The organism is Microbacterium sp. 22215 (assembly GCF_052045655.1).
Lineage (GTDB): Bacteria > Actinomycetota > Actinomycetes > Actinomycetales > Microbacteriaceae > Microbacterium > Microbacterium phyllosphaerae.
Window position 1 is genome coordinate 57,535 of record NZ_JBQEPC010000013.1, and the last position, 23,066, is coordinate 80,600.

General features: G+C 68.6%; 16 protein-coding genes. 9 read left to right on the plus strand and 7 right to left on the minus strand.

Features of this window, described 5'->3' with window-relative positions; genetic code table 11:
• Positions 1-13: 13 nt before the first annotated feature.
• From ACTJKH_RS17135 to ACTJKH_RS17145, 3 genes are read right to left on the minus strand one after another with little or no spacing between them, the layout of a single operon-like run.
• A complete protein-coding gene (locus tag ACTJKH_RS17135; protein WP_440737910.1) occupies positions 14-1,768 on the minus strand; it encodes an aldehyde dehydrogenase family protein in 1,755 nt (584 codons plus the stop codon).
• Between the two features lie 45 nt (positions 1,769-1,813).
• The gene (locus ACTJKH_RS17140) at positions 1,814-3,193 is read right to left on the minus strand and encodes an MFS transporter (RefSeq protein WP_440737911.1); all 1,380 of its coding nucleotides are present in this window, start codon (positions 3,191-3,193) and stop codon (positions 1,814-1,816) included.
• 39 nt (positions 3,194-3,232) lie between these two features.
• On the minus strand, positions 3,233-3,496 hold the full coding sequence (locus ACTJKH_RS17145; RefSeq protein ID WP_210096934.1) for a glutaredoxin family protein: 264 nt from the start codon (positions 3,494-3,496) through the stop codon (positions 3,233-3,235).
• A gap of 111 nt (positions 3,497-3,607) precedes the next feature.
• On the opposite strand from ACTJKH_RS17145, the gene ACTJKH_RS17150 reads away from it, so the two are divergent.
• Positions 3,608-4,000 (plus strand): SIP domain-containing protein, encoded by a 393-nt coding sequence (locus ACTJKH_RS17150; RefSeq protein ID WP_440737912.1) that lies wholly within the window; start codon positions 3,608-3,610, stop codon positions 3,998-4,000.
• A 69-nt stretch (positions 4,001-4,069) separates the two neighbouring features.
• Here the strand turns inward: ACTJKH_RS17150 and ACTJKH_RS17155 are convergent, their stop codons facing one another.
• On the minus strand, positions 4,070-4,531 hold the full coding sequence (locus ACTJKH_RS17155; RefSeq protein WP_210096936.1) for an adenylyltransferase/cytidyltransferase family protein: 462 nt from the start codon (positions 4,529-4,531) through the stop codon (positions 4,070-4,072).
• Between the two features lie 163 nt (positions 4,532-4,694).
• On the opposite strand from ACTJKH_RS17155, the gene ACTJKH_RS17160 reads away from it, so the two are divergent.
• Complete coding sequence (locus tag ACTJKH_RS17160; protein ID WP_440737913.1) at positions 4,695-5,873, plus strand: glycosyltransferase; 1,179 nt, start codon at positions 4,695-4,697, stop codon at positions 5,871-5,873.
• A 3-nt stretch (positions 5,874-5,876) separates the two neighbouring features.
• Here the strand turns inward: ACTJKH_RS17160 and ACTJKH_RS17165 are convergent, their stop codons facing one another.
• From ACTJKH_RS17165 to rfbA, 3 genes are read right to left on the minus strand one after another with little or no spacing between them, the layout of a single operon-like run.
• Entirely contained in the window at positions 5,877-7,295 is a 1,419-nt protein-coding gene (locus tag ACTJKH_RS17165) for a sugar nucleotide-binding protein (protein WP_440737914.1), read from the minus strand.
• Complete coding sequence (gene rfbB, locus ACTJKH_RS17170) at positions 7,295-8,293, minus strand: dTDP-glucose 4,6-dehydratase (RefSeq protein ID WP_210096939.1); 999 nt, start codon at positions 8,291-8,293, stop codon at positions 7,295-7,297. The genes ACTJKH_RS17165 and rfbB overlap by 1 nt, the downstream gene beginning before the upstream one ends.
• Complete coding sequence (rfbA, locus tag ACTJKH_RS17175; RefSeq protein WP_440737915.1) at positions 8,290-9,162, minus strand: glucose-1-phosphate thymidylyltransferase RfbA; 873 nt, start codon at positions 9,160-9,162, stop codon at positions 8,290-8,292. Before rfbA ends, rfbB begins: the two co-directional genes overlap by 4 nt.
• Before the next feature lie 144 nt (positions 9,163-9,306).
• Between rfbA and ACTJKH_RS17180 the strand changes: the two genes are divergently transcribed.
• The 7 genes from ACTJKH_RS17180 (at position 9,307) to ACTJKH_RS17210 (ending at position 22,717) form a co-directional block, all read left to right on the plus strand.
• Positions 9,307-10,515 carry a lipopolysaccharide biosynthesis protein gene (locus ACTJKH_RS17180; protein WP_440737916.1) on the plus strand — a complete coding sequence of 403 codons (1,209 nt, stop codon included), beginning with the start codon at positions 9,307-9,309 and terminating at the stop codon, positions 10,513-10,515.
• Between the two features lie 57 nt (positions 10,516-10,572).
• Entirely contained in the window at positions 10,573-11,898 is a 1,326-nt protein-coding gene (locus ACTJKH_RS17185) for a hypothetical protein (RefSeq protein ID WP_440737917.1), read from the plus strand.
• A complete protein-coding gene (locus ACTJKH_RS17190) occupies positions 11,882-13,159 on the plus strand; it encodes an O-antigen ligase family protein (RefSeq protein WP_440737918.1) in 1,278 nt (425 codons plus the stop codon). The genes ACTJKH_RS17185 and ACTJKH_RS17190 overlap by 17 nt, the downstream gene beginning before the upstream one ends.
• 57 nt (positions 13,160-13,216) lie before the next feature.
• A complete protein-coding gene (locus ACTJKH_RS17195) occupies positions 13,217-13,849 on the plus strand; it encodes a hypothetical protein (RefSeq protein ID WP_210096944.1) in 633 nt (210 codons plus the stop codon).
• Between the two features lie 110 nt (positions 13,850-13,959).
• The gene (locus ACTJKH_RS17200) at positions 13,960-19,293 is read left to right on the plus strand and encodes a PKD domain-containing protein (RefSeq protein WP_440737919.1); all 5,334 of its coding nucleotides are present in this window, start codon (positions 13,960-13,962) and stop codon (positions 19,291-19,293) included.
• 131 nt (positions 19,294-19,424) lie between these two features.
• A complete protein-coding gene (locus tag ACTJKH_RS17205; RefSeq protein ID WP_307803548.1) occupies positions 19,425-20,006 on the plus strand; it encodes a CDP-alcohol phosphatidyltransferase family protein in 582 nt (193 codons plus the stop codon).
• A 170-nt stretch (positions 20,007-20,176) separates the two neighbouring features.
• Positions 20,177-22,717, plus strand: a complete 2,541-nt coding sequence (locus tag ACTJKH_RS17210) for a right-handed parallel beta-helix repeat-containing protein (protein ID WP_440737920.1) — start codon at positions 20,177-20,179, stop codon at positions 22,715-22,717.
• Positions 22,718-23,066 lie beyond the last annotated feature (349 nt).

The following is a 23,066-nucleotide window of genomic DNA, read 5'->3' on the forward strand; positions in this document are numbered from 1 at the left end:
CGGCGGGCGCGTGTCAGGCGCGCAGTGCCTTCGTGAGCGTCTTCAGCAGCCCGACGGTCCCGCCGTTCGCGCGGAATCGGGTGAGGCCCTCGCTCACCTCGGCCCCGGTGCGTGCGGACACGAACCACGGCGGTTTCGGGAGGATCGTGAGGCGCCCGCCTCCGTTGGCGATCGGCATCGAACGGGGGAACGGCCGGAACGGTCCGCGGATCACGGAACGTTCGACACCGTCGAGCAGGAGGGCGTTGTGCACGACTCCGATGCCGCTGCCGACGTCGTCGATCGTGCTGCCCGGGAACGCTCCCCAGGTCAGTGTCGGGGTGATGAAGCCGAAGGCGGTCCACCCGTTGATCGCGATCGAGCCGTAGCGCAGGGCCGCGACGGCCCGGTCGAATCCGGCACCGAGCGTCTTCTCGGTCGAGGGGTCGATCAGCAGGTTGGCCCCGAGCGTGCCCTGCAGCTGCTCGTTCGCGTAGGCAACCGCCGAGTCGAGGAACTCCTGTCCGGTGCCGGTGAGCGAGACGACGCCCAGCACGGGCGCGAAGTACTCGGTGTGCTGCAGCGCGGCCGCATCGTCGCCCTCCTCGATCTCGACCAGCAGTCGATCGCCGAGCACGAGAGCGTCGGGGTAGGCGTCGGTCGCGAGGTCCATCCGCGACGGTGAGCCGGGGTACCAGATCGGTCGCTCGGGGGCGTTCGCGTACGCGCGGCGCAGAGCTGCACGGAAGTCGTCGGCCTGCGCCCAGTCGGACGACAGGATGACGACCTGGCCGGCGATGCAGTTGTGGCCGCTGTTCTGCAGACGCATGGTCGCGACATGCTCGGCCTGGTAGGTCAGGTCGGCGGCCGTCCAGGCGCCGGGCACGATGATGATCGGCGACACCCCGCCGAGCTCGGCGGTGATGGGCTTCTTCAGTGTCGGGCGGTTCTCGCGGCGACGACGGGTGGCGGCTGCCCCCGTGCCCCAGACGATCGCGTCGAACGTCGCAGCCGAACCCGTGATGTGCACGTGCGCGAGGTCGGGGTGGCCGGTCAGATATGCGCCTACGGCGGGCCCGCCGCGCACGATCCGGAGCAGTCCGAGGGCGATGAGCGGAGCGAAGGCGCGCTTGTACACCGGTACGAGGGCATCCTGTGTCGGGTTGACCTTGAGGAGAGCCGTGCGATTGTGGGCGAGGAGTTCGTAGAGCACGTCGAGCACCGGGATCGAGGTGATGTTACCCGCGCCGAGCACGAGGCCCACGCCCCCGGCCTCCGACGGCGTGCGCTGAGCCAGGCCGGCCCCCGCCCGTGCGGCGTTCGGCGTGATGCCCGGCTCGAGCCAGACCTCACCCGTGTAGCCCGAGAGCAGGAACCGGTCGATGCCGGTCAACGGGAAGGCATGCACGCGTGTACGTCCGCCGGGCGCCCGGTCGATCCTGACGCCGTCGAGCGGATTGGTGCCGTTCGCGAGCCGCGAGAGGGTCTCGATGTAGGCGTCGATGGCTCCGAGAACGCTGTACGGTCCGCTGAGCCACTCCTCGCCGCGCAGCGGATGCCGCCCGTCGAGGCCCTTCGATGCGGCGGCGGTGTTCGCCCAGTCCTCGGCTGCCGCCGCGACGCTCGTGCGCACCCCGTGCAGCAGGGTGACGCGCTGCGCGAGAGTCAGCGCCGACCAGGTGCGGCTCCCGACGTGGAGCTCGGCGATCGCGGCGTCGAGGCGTTCGCGCTCCCCCTCCGACAGATCGGGTGTCGCGGTCTCGGCGGCGGGGGTGGTCGCAGAAGTCATCGGCGTCTCCTTCGGACGGGATCCCAGCTTAGGCCGGGTACTCGCTCACGCGTCGATGTCGGCGCGGCGCAGCCGGTAGCGGCGAAGCGTCAGGAGGCTCGCCACCATCAGGAGGGCGGGGAGGATGCTGAAGCTCAGCACGATCCCCGTGATGGCCGCGTCCGGCTGCTGCGCGGTGGCTCCTGCGACGGTGGACACATACCCGGTCGCCGCGAGAGTGAGCGACACCGCGGTGGCGCCGAGGGCGAACCCGACGGTCTCGCCCGCCGTCCACACCCCCGTGAACGTGCCCGCCTGGCCTCTGCCGCTGGTGCGCTCGTCGTGCGAGATCACATCGGGCAGCATCGCCATGGGCAGCGACTGCAGGCCCGCGTACGCGATGCCGGCGAACCCGATCGTGCTGTACATCCAGGTGCCGGGCATCCAGGCGGCGAGCACGAGCATCGCGGCGGCGACCGTGAACAGGATGCTCGCGATGGCGAAGGCCCGCTCCTTGCCGATCCTCCGCGCCAGGGCCGTCCACGCGGGGGCGGCGATCAGTGCGGGGCCGACGAGCGCCAGAAACACCAGAGTGACGGCGTCCTCGCTGCGCAGCACCCACGTGGCCACGTACTGCGCGGCGGCGAGCATGGTGCCGGTGGCGAGCGCTTGCAGCAGGAACGTGCCCAGCAGCGCGCGGAAGGGCTGGCTGCGCCGCAGGGTGCGCACGCCGGCCGCGTACTGCTCGCGGAAACCGGCCGGCGGGGTGGCCATGGGGCGCTCGCCGGCGTCGGGGCGGTGCGCTGCGGCATCCGCGGTGCGTGAGGCGACGAGCATGCCGACGCCGATCGCGAGACCGGCGACGATCCCCATCAGCAGGTATCCCGAGACCTGGTCCGACCCGGCGCTGCGCAGTTCTGGGCCGCCGGCGCCGAAGAGCAGGATCGCCGCGGTCAGCACGACGACGCGCCACCCGAGCAGTCGGGTGCGTTCGTCGTAGCCCGAGGTGAGCTCGGCGGGCAGCGCGACGTAGGGAACCTGGAACAGGCTGAATGACGTCGCGGTGGCGAGGAACGCGAGGAACACGCTGATCCCGCCGGCGACCGGACCCCACGACGGGGCCACTGCGAAGGTGAGGGCGAAGAACACCGGGAGAGTGAGGGCGCCCACGACCATGAATCCTCGACGGGAGCCCGTCTTCGCGTATTGGCGGTCGGAGGCGGCGCCGATCAGGGGGTCGATGATGACGTCCCAGATCTTCGCCGCGGTCACGATCAGGCCGGCCGCGAGGGCGGCGACACCGAGGTTGTCGGTGAGGAAGTACGTGAGGACGAGCCCGGGGAGGGTCGCGTAGCCACCTGTGCCCAGCGAGCCGATCGCGTACAGGGCGACCGTGCGGGCGGACAGGCGGACGGATGCTCGTTCAGGCCGAGCCGCGGTGCTCATCGCGCCAGTGTATCGGTGCGCGAGGAGCCCGCAGCGGGGTCAGATGAGGGAAAGCTCGCGCAGCTTCGACTCGACGTCGGCGTTCGACGGCTCGACGTGGTGCGAGGAGTCGGGGTAGAGCACGACGGGGATGTTCGTGCGTCCCGATATCTCCTTCGCGACATCGGCGGCCGAGGGGTCGGCGACGAGGTCGACGTAGGTGTACTCGACACCGAGTTCGTCGAGCTGCTTCTTGGTGCGGATGCAGTCGCGGCACCAGTCGGCGCCGAACAGCGTGATCGCGGATTCTGCAGGAGAGGTCATGTATCCAGGGTAGAGCCGTGTGGCTGGGCGGGCGCCGAGATGACCTGTGGTCGTCCATGATCGCTCATCGACCATTGCTGGATAAGGGTAGCCTTACCTATACTTGGGGCCATGAACAACGCCTGCGAGCACCTCGAGGATCCGGACTGGGAGCACATCGAGGGGGTCGTGCTGATCGCCGGTGATTCGACGGACGCCGGGGCGATCGCCGCCATCGCGGCACGGATGCCGTGGGACGCCGAAGGGGTCATCCTGATCGAGGCCGCCGCGCGCATCCAGTTCCGACACATCGACGTGCCCGGGGGCGTATCGGTGCGCTGGCTCCTGCGCGGCGACGGCGCACGGCAGCATGCGAAGGGCGAACGGCTCGCCAACGCCGTGCACTCGTGGTGCGTCGAGTGGACGTGTGCAGAACCGCCACTGCAGTGGACGGTCTGGCTCGGCGCGCACACCCCGCCCCATGTGGCGCGGATGGCGCGCAGTCTGCTCGGGGTGTCCGGATGATCGCGTCGCGCGTGCGCGCCCACCCGTCACGCCCGCGCCCGCGTCGTTGAGGGCGCGGGCGCGACGGAGTCAGCGCGAAGCGAGCGCCGGGGCGCCCACGGCGGTGGCGCCGGCGGTGATCGCATCGAGCGCGCGTCGCAGCGACGAGCTCGACGTGTGCGCGGTGTACGGGAAGTAGACCACCTCGACGCCGACCTCGGCGAACTCGCGCTCGAGGCGCAGGCCCTTCTCGGTGCCACGCCAGTCATCGCCCTTGAAGAAGTGCGTGAACTGCACGTCTCGCCACGAATCCATCTTCGACGGAGTCGTCTCGACGTACACGTCGTCGACGAACGAGATGTGGCGGACGATCTCCGCCCGCTCTGCGGTCGGGATGACGGGCTCGATGCCCTTCACCTGCCGCAGCATCTCATCGCTGACGACACCCGCGACGAGGACGTCGCAGTGCTGCTTGGCGTGACGAAGAAGGTTCAGATGCCCGACGTGAAACAGGTCGAAAGCACCCACGGCATAGCCGATACGCGTCCCCATGATCTCCCCAGATCAGTGATTCCCCAGAGGCGGATCCCCATCCGCCCAGCGACTCCCACAGCCGCATCAGGGCAGTCTAGCAGGAGACGGTTTCCGTGCCCATAGGAACACATGGAACTATGGAGCAGTCAGCAATCGCAGGCGCACGCGAGGGGGATGGTTCGTGGGGACACCGGTCACCGTCATCGTGCCGACGTTCAACGAGCGCGACAACGTCGCCGAGCTCGTCGCTCGCACCGCGGCCGCGCTCGCCGCCTACGACGCCGAGATCCTCTTCGTCGACGACAGCACCGACGACACGGCCCTCGAGGTCGCGCGGGTCGCCGCGGATGCCCCGCTCCCCGTCAGGGTGATCCATCGCGACGACAACACCGGAGGACTCGGGGGAGCGGTCGTCGTCGGGCTCGAGGCCGCGGCGGCGCAGATCTGCATCGTCATGGACGGCGACCTGCAGCATCCGCCCGAACTCCTCCCCGCCCTGCTGCGCCGCCACGAGGAGGGCGACGCCGACGTCGTCGCAGCCTCGCGCTACATCGGCGGCGGCGACACCAGCGGTCTCGGCACGGCTGTGCGCTTCGGGGTCTCCCGGGCGGCGACGTGGCTGACGCGCGCGATGTTCCCGATCCGGCTCGCGCGCAGCACCGATCCGATGACCGGGTTCTTCCTGGTCGACCGGAGCCGCCTCGATCTCGCGACCCTCAAGCCGCAGGGCTTCAAGATCCTGCTCGAGATCCTCGCCCGCACCGATCTGCGCATCGCCGAGGTGCCCATGGAGTTCGGCGAGCGGCGGCATGGCACCTCCAAGGCCAGCTTCCGTCAGGGCACCACGTTCATCGCGCACCTGGCCAGACTGCGTTTCGGCAAGATGTCGCTCTTCGCGATGATCGGCGTGATCGGAGCGGTGGCCAATCTCGGCATCATGTGGCTGCTCACGGTGGCGGGCGTGCCCTACATCTGGGCGGCGATCATCGGCGCCGAGATCACGATCATCGGCAACTTCATCCTGCAGGAGCGGTTCGTCTTCGCCGACATGCGCACGGATGCGCGGGGTCTGGGCGGTCGATTCGCCGCATCCTTCACGTTCAACAACGTCGAGGCCGCGCTGCGCATCCCGGTGATGGCGCTGATGGTCGAGACGTGGCACATCTCGAGCGTGCTCGCCACAGGGCTGTCGCTCATCGTGGCGTTCTTCGCGCGCTTCCTCTTCCACTCGCTCGTCGTGTACGCGCCCAAGCGGCACTCCAAGACGCACGGCCAGATGAGCGAGCCGAAGCCCGACACGGCCGCCCTGCGCGTCATCCGGGCGATCGACGCCGAGGCGATGAAACCGGGCGAGCTCTGATCGTCAGCCGACGCGGTCGACGAGGTACGCCTCGAGCGCGGCATCCGCATCTCGCGGCGTCCACCCCGTCGCCTCGATGCGGCTGAGGTCGAGCACGCTGTTGAGCGGCCGCGGCGCGACAGGACGCTCGACGCCGGCGAAGTACTCGGCCGTCGTGACGTCGCTGACCGACGCGGGATCGTGGCCGGTGACGCGGTAGACGGTGCGGGCGATGTCGGCCCACGACCGCGGCTCGCCCGATCCCGTGACGTTGTAGACACCGGGCGCCGCATCGGTCGACAGCAGATGGGCGATCGCCGAGGCGAGGTCATCGGTGAACGTCAGGCGGCCGATCTGGTCGGCGACCACGCGAGGTGCGATGCCGCGCTCGGCCAGCGACGCCATGGTGCGCACGAAGTTGTGACCCTCGCCGATCACCCACGAGGTGCGCACGATGAAGTGGCGCGGCACGGTCGCGACGATCGCGTCGCCGGCGGCCTTGGTCTGACCGTAGACGCCGAGCGGACTCACGGCGTCGTCTTCGGCATACGCGCCGTGCTTCGAGCCGTCGAAGACGTAGTCGCTCGACACGTGCACCAGGGTGATGCCGTTCTCGGTGGCGATGCGGGCCAGCGCGGCGACACCGGTGACGTTCGCCGCCCAGGCTGCGGCGCGCCCTTCCGCCGTCTCGGCGACGTCGACGGCGGTGTAGGCGGCGGCGTTGATGACGGTGCCGTAGTCCCGCCAGCGGCGGGCGTTCGCGAGATCCGAGGCGCCGAGATCGAAGGTCTCGCGGGTCGTGTACTCGATGTGAGGGGCATCGCCGAGAGCATCGCGCAGTGCGAGTCCGAGCTGACCGGAGGCCCCGATCACCAGAGTCCGGCGAGGACCGATCGGCGTCACGTCGGCGAGACGGGGGTGTGCGAGATCCTTGGCCGAGATCTCGACATCGGCGAGCGGGATGGGCCAGTCGATCGCGGCGGTCTCGTCGGCGAGGTTGAGGAAGGAATATTCGGCGTCGGGCGACCAGTGATCGTTCACGAGGTAGGCGTACGCCGTGTCCGCCTCGAGCGTCTGATAGGAGTTGCCGACACCCCGGGGCACGAGGATCGCGCGAGACGGGTCGATCTCGGCGGTGAAGACCGCGCCGAAGGTCTCGCCCTCACGCAGATCGACCCACGCGCCGAAGATGCGTCCGGTCGCCACCGACACCCACTTGTCCCAGGGTTCGGCGTGGATGCCGCGGGTGGTGCCGATCGCGTCGTTGAACGAGATGTTGTTCTGCACCGGGCCGAAGTCGGGCAGACCTGCGGCGACCATCTTCTCGCGCTGCCAGTTCTCCTTGAACCAGCCGCGGGAGTCGCCGTGCACGGGCAGATCGACCAGGAGGAGTCCCGGGATCGGGGTGCGCGTGACCGTGAGCGCCTTGCCGAACGCCGTCATCACTGTCCCTTGGCCGCGTAGAACGACTCGGTGGCGTCCTTCGAGGGCGCCCACCAGTCCTCGTTCGCGCGGTACCAGTCGATCGTCGACGCGAGTCCCGACTCGAAGTCGGAGTACTGGGGCTGCCAGCCGAGCTCGGTGCGCAGCTTGGTGGAGTCGATCGCGTAGCGGAGGTCGTGACCTGCGCGGTCGGTCACATGGTCGTACGCGTCGGCGGGCAGGCCCATCTGCGTGAGGATCAGCTCGACGACCGACCTGTTGTCCTTCTCGCCGTCGGCGCCGATGAGATAGGTCTCACCGATCACGCCCTTCTCGAGGATCGTCAGCACGGCGGACGAGTGGTCGTCCGCGTGGATCCAGTCGCGCACGTTGAGGCCCGCCCCGTAGAGCTTCGGGCGGATGCCGCGGATGACGTTCGTGATCTGCCGGGGGATGAACTTCTCGACGTGCTGGTACGGACCGTAGTTGTTGGAGCAGTTCGAGATGGTCGCCTGCACGCCGAACGAGCGCACCCAGGCGCGCACGAGCAGATCGCTCCCCGCCTTGGTCGACGAATACGGCGACGACGGGTTGTACGGCGTGCTCTCGGTGAAGCGCTGCGGATCGTCGAGCTCGAGGTCTCCGTAGACCTCGTCCGTCGAGATGTGGTGGAATCGGCGCTCGTGCCTGCGCGCCGCCTCGAGCAGCGTGTAGGTGCCGATGATGTTCGTGTCGAGGAACGGGCGCGGGTCGTGCAGCGAGTTGTCGTTGTGCGACTCCGCCGCGTAGTGCACCACGGCGTCGACACCGGCGAACAGCGAGTCGACGAGCTCGGCGTCTGCGATGTCGCCCTCGACCAGCTCGACGCGATCGTCGGGGAGACCCGCCAGGGAGGCGCGGTTGCCGGCGTAGGTCAGCTTGTCGAGCACGGTGACGTGCGCATCGGTGTGCGCGACGACATGGTGGACGAAGTTGGAGCCGATGAAACCGGCGCCGCCGGTGACGAGCAGACGGGTCATGCGCGGCCTCTTTCGAGCAGTGCGAGCAGATACGAGCCGTATCCGGATTTCACGAGCGCCTCCGCGCGGGAGCGCAGCTCGTCGTCGGTCAGGAAGCCCTGGCGCCACGCCACCTCTTCCGGCACTCCGATCTTCATGCCGGTGCGGCGCTCCATCGTGCGCACGTAGTCGGCGGCATCCGTCATCTGGTCGAACGTCCCGGTGTCGAGCCAGGCGGTTCCGCGGGGGAGCACCTCGACCTGCAGCTTCTTGCGCTCCAGGTACTCACGGTTCACGTCGGTGATCTCGTATTCGCCACGCGGGCTGGGAGCGAGGTTGCGAGCGATCTCGATCACGTCGTTGTCGTAGAAGTAGAGGCCGGGGACGGCGTAGTTGCTCCGCGGGTTCTTCGGCTTCTCCTCGAGCGACACGGCCTGGCCGTCCGCATCGAAGGAGACCACGCCATAGGCCTCTGGCTCGGCGACCCAGTAGGCGAAGACGGCCCCACCGTCGATGTCGGCGAAGCGCTTGAGCTGCGTGCCGAGGCCCGGACCGTAGAGGAGGTTGTCTCCGAGCACGAGGGCGACGCTGTCGTCGCCGATGAAGTCCGCGCCGATCGTGAACGCCTGCGCGAGCCCGTCGGGAGACTCCTGCTGCGCGAAGGTGAGGGTGATGCCGAACTGCGAGCCGTCACCGAGCAGTCGCTCGAAGTGCGCGGCGTCGTGCGGCGTCGTGATGACGAGGATGTCGCGGATGCCGGCGAGCATGAGGGTGGACAGCGGGTAGTACACCATCGGCTTGTCGTACACCGGGATGAGCTGCTTCGAGACTCCGAGCGTGATCGGATGCAGGCGGGTGCCCGAGCCCCCCGCCAGAATGATGCCCTTCATGATCCCCCTCGTGGAAACGTCGATGTCCATGGTGGCGTCACACAGAGGACGACTTCCCCTCGCCGTCCACGACGACCCCCACAGTCGTACGGCACGACTCTATCGCGTCGAGTCGCGTGCGAGGATGTCAGGCGGGGAGGCGACATGAAACGCAAGGCTCTGGGGGCCGTGATCGCGCAGGCGGCGCAGGCGGGCATCGGTCTGCTTCTGCAGATCCTCGTCGCGCGACTGCTCGGCATCGAGGAGTACGGCCGTTTCGCGATCCTGTACGGAGTCGTGATCGTCGCGACAGCGGTGGTCACCGGCCTCGTCGGCGACTCGCTCGTCGTCCTCGAGCGGTCGCAGCGCTCGATCAGGGCGGGCCTCGAGGCCATGCTGCTCGCGACCTCCGTGGTGCTCGCGATCGGATCCTTCCTGATCGCCTGGCTCACGGGGTTCTCGGATGTCTGGGAGTCGGCGCTGTTCGCTCTCGCTCTCGCCGCGTTCGCGGTCGAGGAGATCGTCCGTCGCATGCTGATCGCGCACATGTCGTTCGTGCGCACCGCGATCACCGACCTCTCCGGATTCCTCGTCGCTCTCGCGATCATCCTCACCGTCCACTTCACGGGCACGCTGTCGCTCGCCGCCTTCCTCGGGGGAATCGCTGCGGGGCAGATCGTCGCGACGATCATCGGCTGGTTCCTCGTGCCGCGAGACGACAGGCACCTCGTCGGGCTCCGCGGCGCCGACATCGCCGCGGTCTGGCGATACGGCATGTGGCGCGGGCTTCAGCAGGTGCTGCGCCCCAGCCTGTTCACCGTGCTGCGCCTGCTCGTGCTCGCCGGGGCCGGTCTCACCGCCGTCGGTCTGCTCGAGGCCGCCCGCACCTACACCTCCCCGCTGATCCTCGTGATCGGCGGGCTGTCGTCGTTCCTCTTCGTGCGCTTCGCCGACCAGCACAAGGCGGGCACGGCCGGTTCCGTCCGCGAAGCCGACCGGGTCGTCGTGTTCCTCGTGATCGGCACGCTGCTCATGAGCGTGATCGCCGTGGTGCTGATCCCCTGGGTCAGTCCGCTGCTCTTCGACGTCCAGGTCGATCCTCTGGCGGTCATCGCCTGGCTCGCCTACGGGATGTCCGTGGCGATCGTCACTCCCTACGGCGCCCTGGGCGCGGTCGGGGGGCGCCAGATCGCGGTGTTCCTGATCAGGCTCTCCGACACGATCCTCGCGGTCCTCGCGGCGGTCGTCATGCTCATCCTCGGAGCGCACCCGTCGACGCTGCCCTTCGCGCTCGCCGCGGCCTCGATGCTGGGCGGCGTCGGCCTCCGATGGCTGGTCTCGTCGGGTGGTCGGCCGGAGGGCACCGCGCGGTAAAGGCTCGAAGCGGCCAATGATAGGTTTAGGCCCTGTCTTCGACTGAGGGGGTTGGCGATGGAAGATGTCCCTTACGGACGTATCCTGCGCGAGGGATGGGTCGTCATCGTCGTGCTCGCGGTGCTCGGTGCCGGCATGGGGTGGTTCGTCACCAAGCTGCTCCCGGAGACCTATGCGGCGACGTCGACCCTGCTGCTGCGCGTCGACTCGACCGAGGCGTCGCTGTTCGAGCGCAACCAGTTCAGCCTGGCGCGCATCAAGTCGTACCCGCCGCTCGTCGACAGCCCCGAGGTCATCGACGCCGTGCGCGACGATCTCGATCTCGACGAGGACGAGTACCCCGACCGCGACATCCGCCGGATGCTCTCCGCCGAGAACACGGCCGACACCGTGCTGCTCATCGTGCGCGCGGATGCGCCGACCGCGCAGCTCGCGACCGACATCGCCAACTCGGCGGCCACGCATCTCTCGGAGTTGATCGGCGAGACGGAGAACGACGAGGACGACGCGCGGTACAAGGTCGCGCTCGACCAGGTGCTCCCCGCCGTCGCTCCTCTCGCCCCGATCTCTCCGCAGGTCACGGCCATCACGGGTCTCGGCGGCATCGCCGGCCTCGCCCTCGGCGCCATCGTGGCGGTGTATCGCACGACCACCAACCGGCGCCTCCGCACGATCTCCGATGTCCGGCGCTCGTCGGGTCTGCCGGTGATCGGTCAGATCCCGCGGCGCAGCCGACTGCATCCCGAGTCGAACACCGGTGCGATCGTCGCGTACGAGGAGGCGGCGGGAAACCTCGTCGCCCTCGCCGGCGGCGGGATGCGCACGCAGATCGTGGTCCCCGCCTCGGACGGAGCCATCGACGATGACGCGATCGCCGGGATGCTCGAGGCGCAGCGCCTGATCGGCGCGACCGCGTGCGTGGTCGACACCCGCGAGACGCATGTGACCGGACGAGGCCACACGCTGAACGAGGTTCTCGACGGCGAGTCGATCGCCGACGGGGAAGAGGGGAACGCGATCTTCGTCGCGGACGCCGCCATCGCCCTCGAGCGGCTCGTGACGGAGCTGCCCGATGTCGTCACCGCGATGCACGAGGACTTCGACGTCGTCGTCGTCATCGTCGAGCCAGGAGCGTCCGCGCTCATCGAGCAGCTGGTGGGACCGGGAGCGGGCGTGATCATCAACGTCCGCCACAACGCCACCTCGGCGACGGACCTCGTCGCCGTCACGACGCGCCTGCGCGTCATGGGTGTCCGTCCGATCGGCGTGGTCATGCTCCACACCGGGCCCAAGTCCCTCGGCTCCATCGCGGAGTCCTGGCGGGTCTCCGACCGTGACCCCGCTCTCGCGGGCACGGGGGCCTCGCATGTCCGCTCCGACTGACCTCGCGCGTCAGCCTCGGCAGCAGTCGGCGCACCATCCCAGCACCGCCCGCGTGACGGCTGTCGCCGGTCTCTACGTGCTGCTGATCGTGAGCGTGATCCCCTGGCGCAGCGCCACGATCTACAGCGGTGGAGTGGATGCCGTGGTGATCGCCAAGGCGCTCATCGCCGTGATCGCGCTCGGCGCGACGCTCGCCTTCGCGGCGAGGACCCGAGAGAGGGTCGCCGTCGGGCTCGCTCCGGCGGGGGTCATCGCCGTCGTGCTCCTGGTGAGCGTGCTCGGCTCCGTGCTCGCCGGCAACGACTCCTCGACGATCGTGCTGGTCGGACGGATGTTCGTCGTGATGGCGACGATCCTCCTCCTGCTGACGTGCGTCCCGTGGGTGACGAGCATCGCCTGCCTGCTCTCCGCGATGGCGGCGGTCGCAGTGGTGGCGGCCGTCACGGGCGTGCCGTCGCTCGCGTCGACCGGACGCCTGGGCGGCGGCATCCCCGAGATCCACCCGAACGAGCTGGCCGGTCTCGTCGCCGCGCCGATCATCGGTCTGGTCGTGCTCATGCTCCGCAACGGCATCCGCGTGTGGAGGTTGGTCGCCGCCGTCGTCCTGGTGGGCATCGCGGTCGCCAGTGGGTCGAGGACGGGTCTGCTCGCGATCGTCGTCGGCATCGTGGTCGCCGTGCTCGTGAACGGCATCCGGGATCGCAGTGTGCTGTACATGCTGATCGGCATCCTGCCGCTCGGCTACGCGATCGCGTCGTTCACCGACGTGTTCAGCAGCCTCGCCACCAGAGCCGGTTCGAACGACACCTCGACGGCCCTCGACTCCCGTTTCGACGTGTGGCGGGTGGTGCTCGGGTGGGACTGGGGCGAGTGGCAGAAGTGGATCGGGATCGGCCTGTCGGCCAAGAAGATCCCGGTCGACATCAAGTGGCGCGATGAGCAGGTGCTCGACAGCAGCTGGGCATCGCTGCTCGCGCAGACGGGCCTCATCGGCACCGCGCTGATCGCGGCGCTCATCGTGTGGTGCGTCGCGAGCGCACTCATCTCGTCGCGGCGGCGCTGGCTCGTCGCACCCCTGCTGACCCTCGTGATCATCCGCTCGGTGACGGAGAGCGGTCTCGTCGACAGCGCGACCGCGTTCATCCTCTTCTTCACAGTGGCGTCGCTGCTCACCCACAGGTCGAGACATGCGGACGACCCGACGGGCCCCCGCTTCGACGCGGTCGAGGGGCGCCGTTCCCGGCAGGCGAGTCTGACCTAGAATGGCGGAATATTCCCGTCCTCGACGCGGAGTACCGGTGGGTGGAGGAGGGGAACCATGGCGGATTCGCAGACGGAACCGCGGCGGCGGATGGGCTGGCGCGGCTGGACGCTCATCGGTGTGATCGCCGTGCTCCTCATCGGCGGGATCGTGTGGGGAGTGCTCGCGAACAGCGGCTCCGACCAGGCCGACCCGGGCGCGTCGACGAGCCCCGGCGCGACGCCGACGCCGCAGCCGACCGAGTTCGAGACGCCGTCTCCCGGTGCCACCGACGGTGTGGCCAAGCCCGACGACGGCGAGGAGGTGCCGCTCGACGAGCCGGCTCCTGCCGTGGAAGGGGTCGTGACGGAGGTCACGGACATCCAGTCGATCACCGCGGGCAACGACATCCCCGGCGAGCCCAGCGGCCCGGCCATCCAGGTCACCGTCCGGCTGACGAACGGGTCGGAGAAGGCGATCGACACCGCGGGGGCCAACGTCACCCTGACCTATGGAGGGGACGACCGCCTGCCCGCTGCCGGACTCACCGGCGAGGGCACATCGGTGTGGCCGTCGTCCATCGCGGCCGGCGCCAGCGCGGACGCAGTATTCCAGTTTGCAGTTCCCTCTTCTCCTGACGGGGACGTGCGTGTTATCGTCGATATATTGGCCGCTGTGCCAAACGTCGTCTTCGTCGGCCCTCGACCTTAGGTCGCTGCCGTCGGACGACGGATTACTGGGGAGTTATCGTTCGGTGCCAATGTAGGGGTTGAGCGCGAACGGTCCATCATCTGGGGAGATGAACGATGGGCACTACAGCAATGTCTTGGGGACGCCGCGGACGCGGTGCATTGATCGCGATCGCGGTGACGCTCGCCGTCGCACTCGGATCGCTGGTGACGATGTCGCCCGCGCAGGCGGACGTGAGTCCACCGGCCGGAGAGGCCTCGACGGTCACCGCTGATTCGCTGCCGACGGTGCAGATCAACGGCATCGTCTGGGATCAGGCCGTGGTCGGCAACGTCGTGTACGCGGCGGGCAAGTTCACCAGCGCCCGGCCCGCAGGGGCCGCCGCCGGAGTGAACGAGACCCCCCGGTCGAACCTTCTGGCCTACGACATCCGCACCGGTGTGCTGATCGCGTCGTTCGCCCCGTCGATCAACGGCCAGGTGCGTCAGGTCGAGGCCTCGCCCGACGGCACGCGTCTCTACATCGTCGGCGACTTCACCACGGTGAACACGCAGACCCGCAACCGCGTGGCAGCCTTCGATCTGCCTAGCGGCACGCTCTCGACGTTCAACCCGAACTCCAACGGCGTCACCTCGGGTGTCGCCGCGACCAACGACACCGTGTACATCACCGGTACGTTCGGTCGGGTCTCCGGCAACGACCGCTCCGGCGCCGCGGCGTTCACCCGCGCCGGCGCTCTGCTGCCCTGGGCCCCGGTGCTCGAAGGCCGCCAGGGTCGTGTCGTGACCGTCTCTCCCGCGGGCGACAAGGTGGTTCTCGGCGGTAACTTCCAGACTCTCAACGGCAGCTCGAACCCGGGCTACGGCCTGGCCATGGTCTCGGCATCCGATGCCTCGCTGCTGCCGTTCTCGGCGAACAACGTCATCCGCAACGCCGGACTCGACGCGGCGATCCTCTCGCTCAAGTCGTCGGGCGACGACATCTACGGCACCGGCTACGTGTTCGGCGCCGGCGGCAACCTGGAGGGCTCCTTCCGCGCATCGTGGTCGAGCGGGAACCTCGTCTGGGTCAATGACTGCCATGGTGACCAGTACGACGTGGAGCCGATGGGCGACACCGTGTACGCGGCCGGACACTCGCACTACTGCGGCAGCCTCGAGGACGGCTTCCCGCAGAGCGACCCCTGGTCCTTCTACCGCGGTCTCGCCGTCTCGAAGGACGTCGCGCGGACGACGCCCTACGGACTGAACCTCGGATACTACGACTTCGGCGGAAACCCCGCACCGAAGCTGCTGCACTGGTTCCCGAGCTTCAACACCGGCACCGCCAGCGGCGCCTCGCAGGGACCCTGGTCGGTCTCGTCCAACAGCGAATACCTGGTCTACGGCGGTGAGTTCACCCGGGTGAACAACACCGGTCAGCAGGGTCTCGCCCGCTTCGCGGTGACGTCGAAGGCGCCCAACGCGCAGGGACCGATCCTCTGGAACACGGCCTGGCCCGCCTCGTCGATCGCCCTCACCGGCGGATCGATCCGCGTGAGCTGGCCGCTCAACTACGACCGCGACAGCGAGTACCTGAAGTACGAGGTTCTCCGCGACAACGTGGTCGTCAAGACCTATGAGAACGTGCGGTCGAAGTCTGCGGACTGGGGACTGCCACCCATGGCCTACGTCGACACCACCGTCACGAACGGCACGACGTACACATACCGCGTGCGTGCGACCGACAACGAGGGACACTCGATCCTCGGTGGGACGACGACCGTGACGGCATCCGGATCCGCCGCCCCGAGCGCATACCGCACCGCGGTGCTCGATGACGCACCGTTGAGCTACTGGCCCCTCGACGACTCGTCGGCCACGCTCTCGTACGACTGGGCCGGAGCATCCGACCTCGCCGTGCACAGCGGCGTGACCCGAGGAACCACCGGCGCCATGCTCTCGGACTCGCGCAGCGCGTCGAGCTTCGACGGTTCCGGTGAGGGCTTCGCCTCGACGACGTCGGCGATCGCCGGCCCGAACACGTTCGGCATCGAGGCGTGGTTCAAGACCACCACCACCAACGGTGGAAAGATCGTCGGCTTCGGCAACAGCTCCACCGGCACCTCCGGCAGCTACGACCGCCATGTCTACATGGAGCCGAGCGGACAGGTCACCTTCGGTGTCTACCCCGGTTCGTCGCAGACGATCAGCTCGGCCAGCGCGTTCAACGACGGGCAGTGGCACTACGTATCGGCCGGTCTGAGCGACGGCGGCATGGTGCTCTACATCGACGGCGTCCGCGTCGCCCAGCGCACCGACGTCACGTCGGCGCAGGCGTACAACGGCTACTGGCGAGTCGGAGGCGACAGCCCGTGGTCGGGAGCAGCCTTCTTCCCCGGTCAGATCGACGACGTCGCCATCTACGGCGCCCCGCTGACCCGCGAGCAGGTGGCTTCGCACTACACGGCATCCGGTCGTGAGCTCGAGGGATCGACCGCTCCGGCTGACGCGTACGGCGCGGCCGTCTACGCCGCAGACCCCGCGCTGTACTGGCGACTCGGTGAGTCGACGGGCAGCACCGCAGCGGATGCCTCGGGCTACAACCAGAAGGGCACCTACTTCGGCAGCGTCAGCAAGGGAGCCGATGGAGCCCTCGCGGGTGTGAGCAACAAGGCGGCCTCGTTCGAGGGTGGCCAGGTCATCAGCCAGAACTCGTACACGAACCCCCGCTCGTACTCGCTCGAGGCATGGTTCAAGACGAGCACGACCACCGGTGGAAAGATCATCGGATTCGGCAACAGCCCGGACGGCAATTCGTCGGGCTACGACCGTCACGTCTACATGACACCGGACGGCAAGCTCATCTACGGAGTCTGGGTCGGCTTCGCCGACACGTTGCAGACCTCCGCGTCGTACAACGACGGCCAGTGGCACCAGGTTGTCGCCACGCAGGGCGCCACCGGAATGCGCCTCTACGTCGACGGCGTGGAGCAGGGGTCCAACGGGCAGACGAATGCTCAGGACTACACCGGGTACTGGCACGTGGGCGGCGACGTCACGTGGGGTCCGGGTGACTGGGAGTTCGACGGATCGATCGACGAGGTCGCCGTCTACCTGTCGCCGCTCTCCGGAACGACCGTCTCGCAGCACTACGCGCTGGGAACCACGGGAGCACCCGCGAACATCGCCCCGACGGCGAGCTTCACGAACGCGGTGACCAAGCTCGGCCTCGCGGTCGATGCGAGCGCCTCCGCGGATGCCGACGGCACGATCGCGAGCTACAGCTGGAACTGGGGCGATGGCACGCCTGCGGGCACCGGAGCCACGGCGACCCACACCTACGCGGTCGCGGGCTCCTACACGGTGACCCTCACGGTCACCGACGACAAGGGTGCGACGGGCACGTCGACGGCCATCGTCGAAGCCGTCGCGAACCAGGCGCCGGTCTCCTCGTTCACCTCCGCCGCCACCGACCTGAAGGCCGATGTCGACGCGAGTGCCTCGCAGGACACCGACGGCACGATCGCCGGCTACTCGTGGAACTGGGGTGACGGGACGGCGGCAGGGTCGGGCAAGACCGCGACCCACACGTACGCGGCAGCGGGGACGTACACCATCACGCTCACGGTGACGGATGACGAGGGAGCGACGTCGCAGAAGACGGCGTCGATCACGGTCACGGCACCGGTGGGAGCGGTGACCTACGCCACCGACTCGTTCAACCGCACCGTGGCGAGCGGCCTCGGCACCGCGAACACCGGGGGAGCGTGGACGCTGTCGAACACGGCATCCAACTACCTCGTCAGCGGCGCCTACGCGGCATTCCAGCAGCCGGCCGGGGGAGCGCAGCGGTACGCGTACCTCACGGACGTCTCCTCGACCGACACCGCGGTGGACGTCGACGTGGTGCTGCCGCAGCTCCCGACCGGGGGCAGCGCGTACTACACGGTGGCCGCACGTCGTGTGGGCACGGAGGACTACCGGTCGCGGGTCATCGTCTCGCCGACCGGCGGGGTCCAGCTGCAGCTGCAGCAGACCGCGACCGTCCTGACGACCGCGTCGACCGGTCTGACCGTGAGCGCCGGTGACGCACTGCACGTGCGCACCGAGGCCACGGGCACCTCGCCGACGACGATCAGGGCCAAGGTGTGGAAGGTCGGCACGGCCGAGCCCGCGAACTGGACCTCGTCGACGACGAGCTCCACCGCGGGTCTGCAGTCGGCCGGACACGTCGGGCTCGGCGTGTACCTCGGCGGCTCCGTCACCAACGTGCCGTTCCAGACCCGGTTCGACAACTTCTGGGCAGGATCCACGACGGGCGGCCCGACGCCTCCCGCCAACCAGGCGCCGGTCGCCGCGTTCACCAGTTCGGTGAGCGGGCTCTCGGCCACGGTGAACGGAACGATCTCGACCGACGCCGACGGCACCATCGCCTCGTACGCCTGGGACTTCGGAGACGGAGCCACGGCCACGGGTGTCACGCCCGCCGCGCATGCATATGCTGCCGCAGGCACGTATCAGGTGAAGCTGACGGTCACGGACAACAAGGGTGCAACCGGGACGGTCACGAAGGCGGTCACGGTGACGGCTGCTCCGGCCAACCAGAACCCCGTCGCATCGTTCACGGCGACTCCGACCGATCTCACGGTCGCGGTCGACGGCACGGCATCGACGGATCCTGACGGCTCTATCGCCTCGTATGCGTGGAACTTCGGTGACGGGTCGACCGCCACCGGGGCGACCGCTTCGCACCCGTATGCCGCAGCGGGCACGTACACGGTGACGCTGACGGTGACCGACAACCTCGGCGCGGTGAACACCGTGACGAAGTCCGTGACGGTGGTCGCTCCGGCGGGCGCGGCCTTCGCCGCCGACGACTTCGGTCGGGCGAACGGCACGCTCGGGACGGCCCAGACCGGCGGTGTCTGGACCCAGACGAGCGGCGCGGCGAACGTCGCCATCGACAACGGGGCGGCGAAGTTCACGACGCAGGCGGCGGGGCAGACCCGCACCGCATCGTTGAACTCCGCCACCTCCACGAGCACGGATCTGACGTTCACCGTGACCGCGCCGGCGATGCCGGCCGGAGCACGCGTCTACGTCGCGGCTCTCGCTCGGGTCGTCGGGTCGGATGACTACCGGGCGCGGTGGCTGATCGGTGCCGACGGATCGGTGACGGCGCAGATCGCCCGCGGTGGCACGGCGTTGGTCTCGCAGAACATGGCGGGCTTCACGTTCACCGCAGGAACGGTATATAACGTCCGGGTGCAGGCATTCGGCACGGGGACGACGACGCTCCGGAGTAAGATCTGGGCGGCGGGAACCACGGAGCCGGCTGCCTGGCAGCTGTCAACGACCGATTCCACCGCAGCACTGCAGACCGCGGGGTACGTCGGGATCTCGACCTATGCGGGATCCGGCTTCACCAGCGTTCCGTACACCCTGACATTCGACGACTTCCGAGCACGAGGAGTGACGCCCTGACTTTCGCAGATTCGTACCGGAGCCTCGCGGCCGCCCAGAAGGGGCGTGCACGCGGGGCTCCTGCGTACTCGGTCTTCATCAACCGTCCCGTCGGCCGGGTCATCGCGGCCGGCGCCTTCACCGCTGGACTCGTGCCGAATCAGGTCTCTCTGATCAGCGCGGCGTTCACCTTCACGGGGATCGTGCTCCTGGCGACGGTGCCGCCGTCGATCGTGCTCGGGATCATCGTCTGGCTGCTCCTCGCGGTCGGGTATGCCTGGGACAGCGCAGACGGCCAGGTCGCGAGGCTCCGTGGAGGAGGCTCGCTCGCAGGCGAATGGCTCGACCACGTCCTCGATTCGACGAAGCTCGTCGCTCTCCCGCTCGCGGTGGCCATCGGCTGGTACCGGTTCTTCCCGCTGCCGTCGGACCTCTGGCTCCTGGTGCCGCTCGGCTTCGCCGTCATCTCGACGGTGACCTTCTTCGGCATGATCCTGAACGACCTGCTGCGCGGCAAGAAGGGGGTCGCTCAGGCAGCGCAGGCCGGTGGCTTCTCCCTCGGGCGCTCTCTGCTGGGGCTCCCCACGGACTATGGGGTGCTCTGCTTCGCGTTCGTGCTGTGGGGCTGGCCGCCCGCGTTCATGCTGGTATACAGCCTTCTCGCCCTCGCCGCGGCTCTGTACTTGGGCGCCGCATTGGCCATATGGTTCCGGAAGATGTCTGCGCTCGGCTGACCCGGAAGAACCCTCCGATCGCTGACAGTTATCCAATCGATATCAGCAAATCCTCAGGAACCGCCCAGGGAAATCAGGCTATGGTCTACCATCATCCGCCACCGAAGCCGGATGTCGACGCTGCCTACCCGACCCTGCAGTGACGAGAAACACATCGGAGACCCTCCCCCATGCGTAAAAATACCCTCCCCCTGATCGCATCCTTATCCGCGCTGTTATTACCCTTCGCCGTCGTCGCCCCCGCTGCGGCGGACACCACTGACGTCGTCCTGGTCCAGGACTCCATGGATCGCACCGTGAAAGCGGGCCTCGGCTCCGCCGCCGACGGCACGACCTACGACGCCTCACCCGTCGCATCGGTCTCGGTGGCGAACGGCACGGCGAAGCTCAACGCCGCCGCGCCGGGCGCCACCGTGACCGCCCGCCCTGTGGGTGTCGCTGTCGGCGACTCGACCCAGTCGACCGCCTTCACCCTGCCGCAGCTGCCGAAGTCCGGCTCCGGCGTCTACATGAGCCTGCAGTCGCGGCTCACCGCCGACGGCTTCTACCAGACCCAGGTGCGCGTCGATCCCAAGGGAGTCGTCCTCCTCGAGACCCTCCGCGTGAACGCAGGAGTGCAGACGACCCTCGGCTACACCTGGGTGCCTGAGCTCCGCGTCAAGGCGGGAGTTCCGTTCGTGCTCGAGACGCGCCTTGCCGGCACCGACGCGGTCACCATCGACGCACGCGTGAGCGCGGTCGGAGCCAAGCCGACGAGCTGGAAGCTCTCCGTCACCGACCGTGCGGCGAAGCGGCTGAAGGCCGACGGTCGCACAGGAGTGCGGCTCTACGTCTCGAGGAGCACCCCCGCGCTGGGCGTTCTCTTCGACGACCTCCGGGTGGCCTCGAACGAAGAGGACGCCACTCCGACCACGCCGACGACGCCGACGACGCCGACCACTCCGACGACGCCGACCACTCCGACGACGCCGACGACGCCGACGACTCCGACCACTCCGACGACTCCCGCCACCCCGGCGGGTGGAGCACCCGCCTGGAACGTGAGCGGTGCACGCACCGCCGCGGGCGCGGCTGCCGTCGGTACGACCACGTACGCGGTGCCGGCCGGTGCCCTGTTCGTGAGCCCCAGCGGCGCGGCGTCAGGCACGGGCACCCAGGCAGCGCCCTTCGCCACGGTGCAGTCCGCGGTCAACAGTGCGGCATCCGGCTCGACTCTCGTGCTCCGCGGCGGCACCTATCACGAGTCCGTCGTGATCCCCGCGGGCAAGAAGCTCACGATCCAGTCGTACCCCGGAGAATCCGTGTGGTTCGACGGAGCGTCGACACTGAAGAACTGGCAGGCCTCGAGCGGACGCTGGTTCAGCGCCGACTGGAAGTACGACTTCGACTCGACCCCGTCGTTCACGAAGGGCGAGGCTGACGGCACGGCGGCCGGATGGCGGTGGCTCAACGCCGCGCACCCGATGGCCGCTCACCCGGAGCAGGTCTGGATCGACGGCGTCGCCCAGGTCGAGGTCGCGTCGCTCGCGAACCTCAAGGCCGGCACCTTCTTCACCGACGTCGCGAACGACCGTCTCTACCTCGGGAGCGACCCCACGGGGCATTCCGTGAAGACCTCCACCCTCACCAAGGCGCTGTCGCTGCGAGGCGAGGGGGCGGTCGTCCGCGGCATCGGCATCCGCAACTACGCGACCTCCGTCTGGATGATGGGTGCCGTGACGGTCGAGGCCCCGAAGGCGACGATCGAGAACGTCGTGATCTACGACACCGCCTCGACCGGACTCTTCGTCGGCGCCTCGAACGCGACGGTCCGCGATGTGACGCTGGCGCGCAACGGCCTCATGGGGCTCGGAGCCAACTACGCGGATGCTCTCGTCATCGACGACCTTCTGGCCGTCGAGAACAACGCGGAGCACTTCAACACCTCGCCCGTGTCGGGTGGCGTGAAGATCGCCAAGTCCCGCGGAGTCACCGTGACCGATTCCGCGCTGCTGCGCAACGACGGGCCGGGAATCTGGCTCGACCAGTCGGTGTACGACGTGCGTATCTCCGGCTCGGACATCATCGAGAACAAGGGCGCCGGCGCCTTCCTCGAGCTGTCGCAGAAGATCGACTTCGTCAACAACCTCGTGCTGCGCAATGTGGGCAACGGCGTCAAGATCAACAACACCGGTGGTGTGAACCTGTGGAACAACACGATCATCGGCGGAGACCGTGCCGTGAACATCGTGCAGGACAGCCGCAGCGCGACGGATGCGTCCGTTCCGGGGCACAACGCCCGACGTCCGTTCCCGGACCCGACGATGCCGTGGCTGATCCGCGACATCTCGATGGGCAACAACGTCATCGGCGAGAGTGCCGGCAACTGCACGTACTGCGTCGAGGACTACACCCACCGGTACACGCCCGCCCAGCTCAACATCCGCTCGGATGGCAACGTGATCCAGCGCAACAGCGCTGCGGCACCGACCTGGTTCGTGATCTGGTCGCGCGGTACCGCCAACGTGAACCCGTACGTGTTCACGACGTGGGCGAACTACCGCACGACGACAGGGCAGGACGCCAACTCGACCGCGGTCGAGGGCCGCAAGGTGACGGACACCTCGGGAAGGCTGCTCGCGGGTGCGACCGCCTCGGCGAGGGCTCTCCCGGGAATCGTCGCGACGATCCTCGGATCCACGACACCCACGATCGGGGCTCGGTTCCCCTGATCGGGATCCGGTTCCCCTGATCCGGCTCGGATCCGGATCCGGAACCTGAATCGGACGCAGTCGAGAGGCCGGGGTGCATGGCACCCCGGCCTCTTACTGTGCTGTCCGAGCTCGGGTCCCGTGTCGAGTCCTGTCCGGTGGTGGCACCGTCCGGTGGTGACACTGCCCGGTGGTGGCACCGCCCGGTGGTGGGCGCCTACCGGTGGTGGGCGCCGCCCGTACAACGGAACCATCCCGAGGGTGGAACCACGCCGAGGGTGCTGAGCGTGCGTGCGCTCGACCACGGGCATCGCTCTCATGCGGGCATCGTTCTCGACTGCGGTCGTCGCCATCAACCCAGAAGGGCCGA

Bases quoted from the DNA above. Each gene is read 5' to 3' on its own strand.
- rfbB (WP_210096939.1), bottom strand. From the start codon at position 8,293: ATGACCCGTCTGCTCGTCACCGGCGGCGCCGGTTTCATCGGCTCCAAC.
- ACTJKH_RS17185 (WP_440737917.1), top strand. From the start codon at position 10,573: ATGGAAGATGTCCCTTACGGACGTATCCTGCGCGAGGGATGGGTCGTC.
- ACTJKH_RS17150 (WP_440737912.1), top strand. From the start codon at position 3,608: ATGAACAACGCCTGCGAGCACCTCGAGGATCCGGACTGGGAGCACATC.
- ACTJKH_RS17210 (WP_440737920.1), top strand. From the start codon at position 20,177: ATGCGTAAAAATACCCTCCCCCTGATCGCATCCTTATCCGCGCTGTTA.
- ACTJKH_RS17190 (WP_440737918.1), top strand. From the start codon at position 11,882: ATGTCCGCTCCGACTGACCTCGCGCGTCAGCCTCGGCAGCAGTCGGCG.
- ACTJKH_RS17140 (WP_440737911.1), bottom strand. From the start codon at position 3,193: ATGAGCACCGCGGCTCGGCCTGAACGAGCATCCGTCCGCCTGTCCGCC.
- ACTJKH_RS17145 (WP_210096934.1), bottom strand. From the start codon at position 3,496: ATGACCTCTCCTGCAGAATCCGCGATCACGCTGTTCGGCGCCGACTGG.
- rfbA (WP_440737915.1), bottom strand. From the start codon at position 9,162: ATGAAGGGCATCATTCTGGCGGGGGGCTCGGGCACCCGCCTGCATCCG.
- ACTJKH_RS17135 (WP_440737910.1), bottom strand. From the start codon at position 1,768: ATGACTTCTGCGACCACCCCCGCCGCCGAGACCGCGACACCCGATCTG.
- ACTJKH_RS17180 (WP_440737916.1), top strand. From the start codon at position 9,307: ATGAAACGCAAGGCTCTGGGGGCCGTGATCGCGCAGGCGGCGCAGGCG.
- ACTJKH_RS17165 (WP_440737914.1), bottom strand. From the start codon at position 7,295: ATGACGGCGTTCGGCAAGGCGCTCACGGTCACGCGCACCCCGATCCCG.
- ACTJKH_RS17155 (WP_210096936.1), bottom strand. From the start codon at position 4,531: ATGGGGACGCGTATCGGCTATGCCGTGGGTGCTTTCGACCTGTTTCAC.
- ACTJKH_RS17200 (WP_440737919.1), top strand. From the start codon at position 13,960: ATGTCTTGGGGACGCCGCGGACGCGGTGCATTGATCGCGATCGCGGTG.
- ACTJKH_RS17195 (WP_210096944.1), top strand. From the start codon at position 13,217: ATGGCGGATTCGCAGACGGAACCGCGGCGGCGGATGGGCTGGCGCGGC.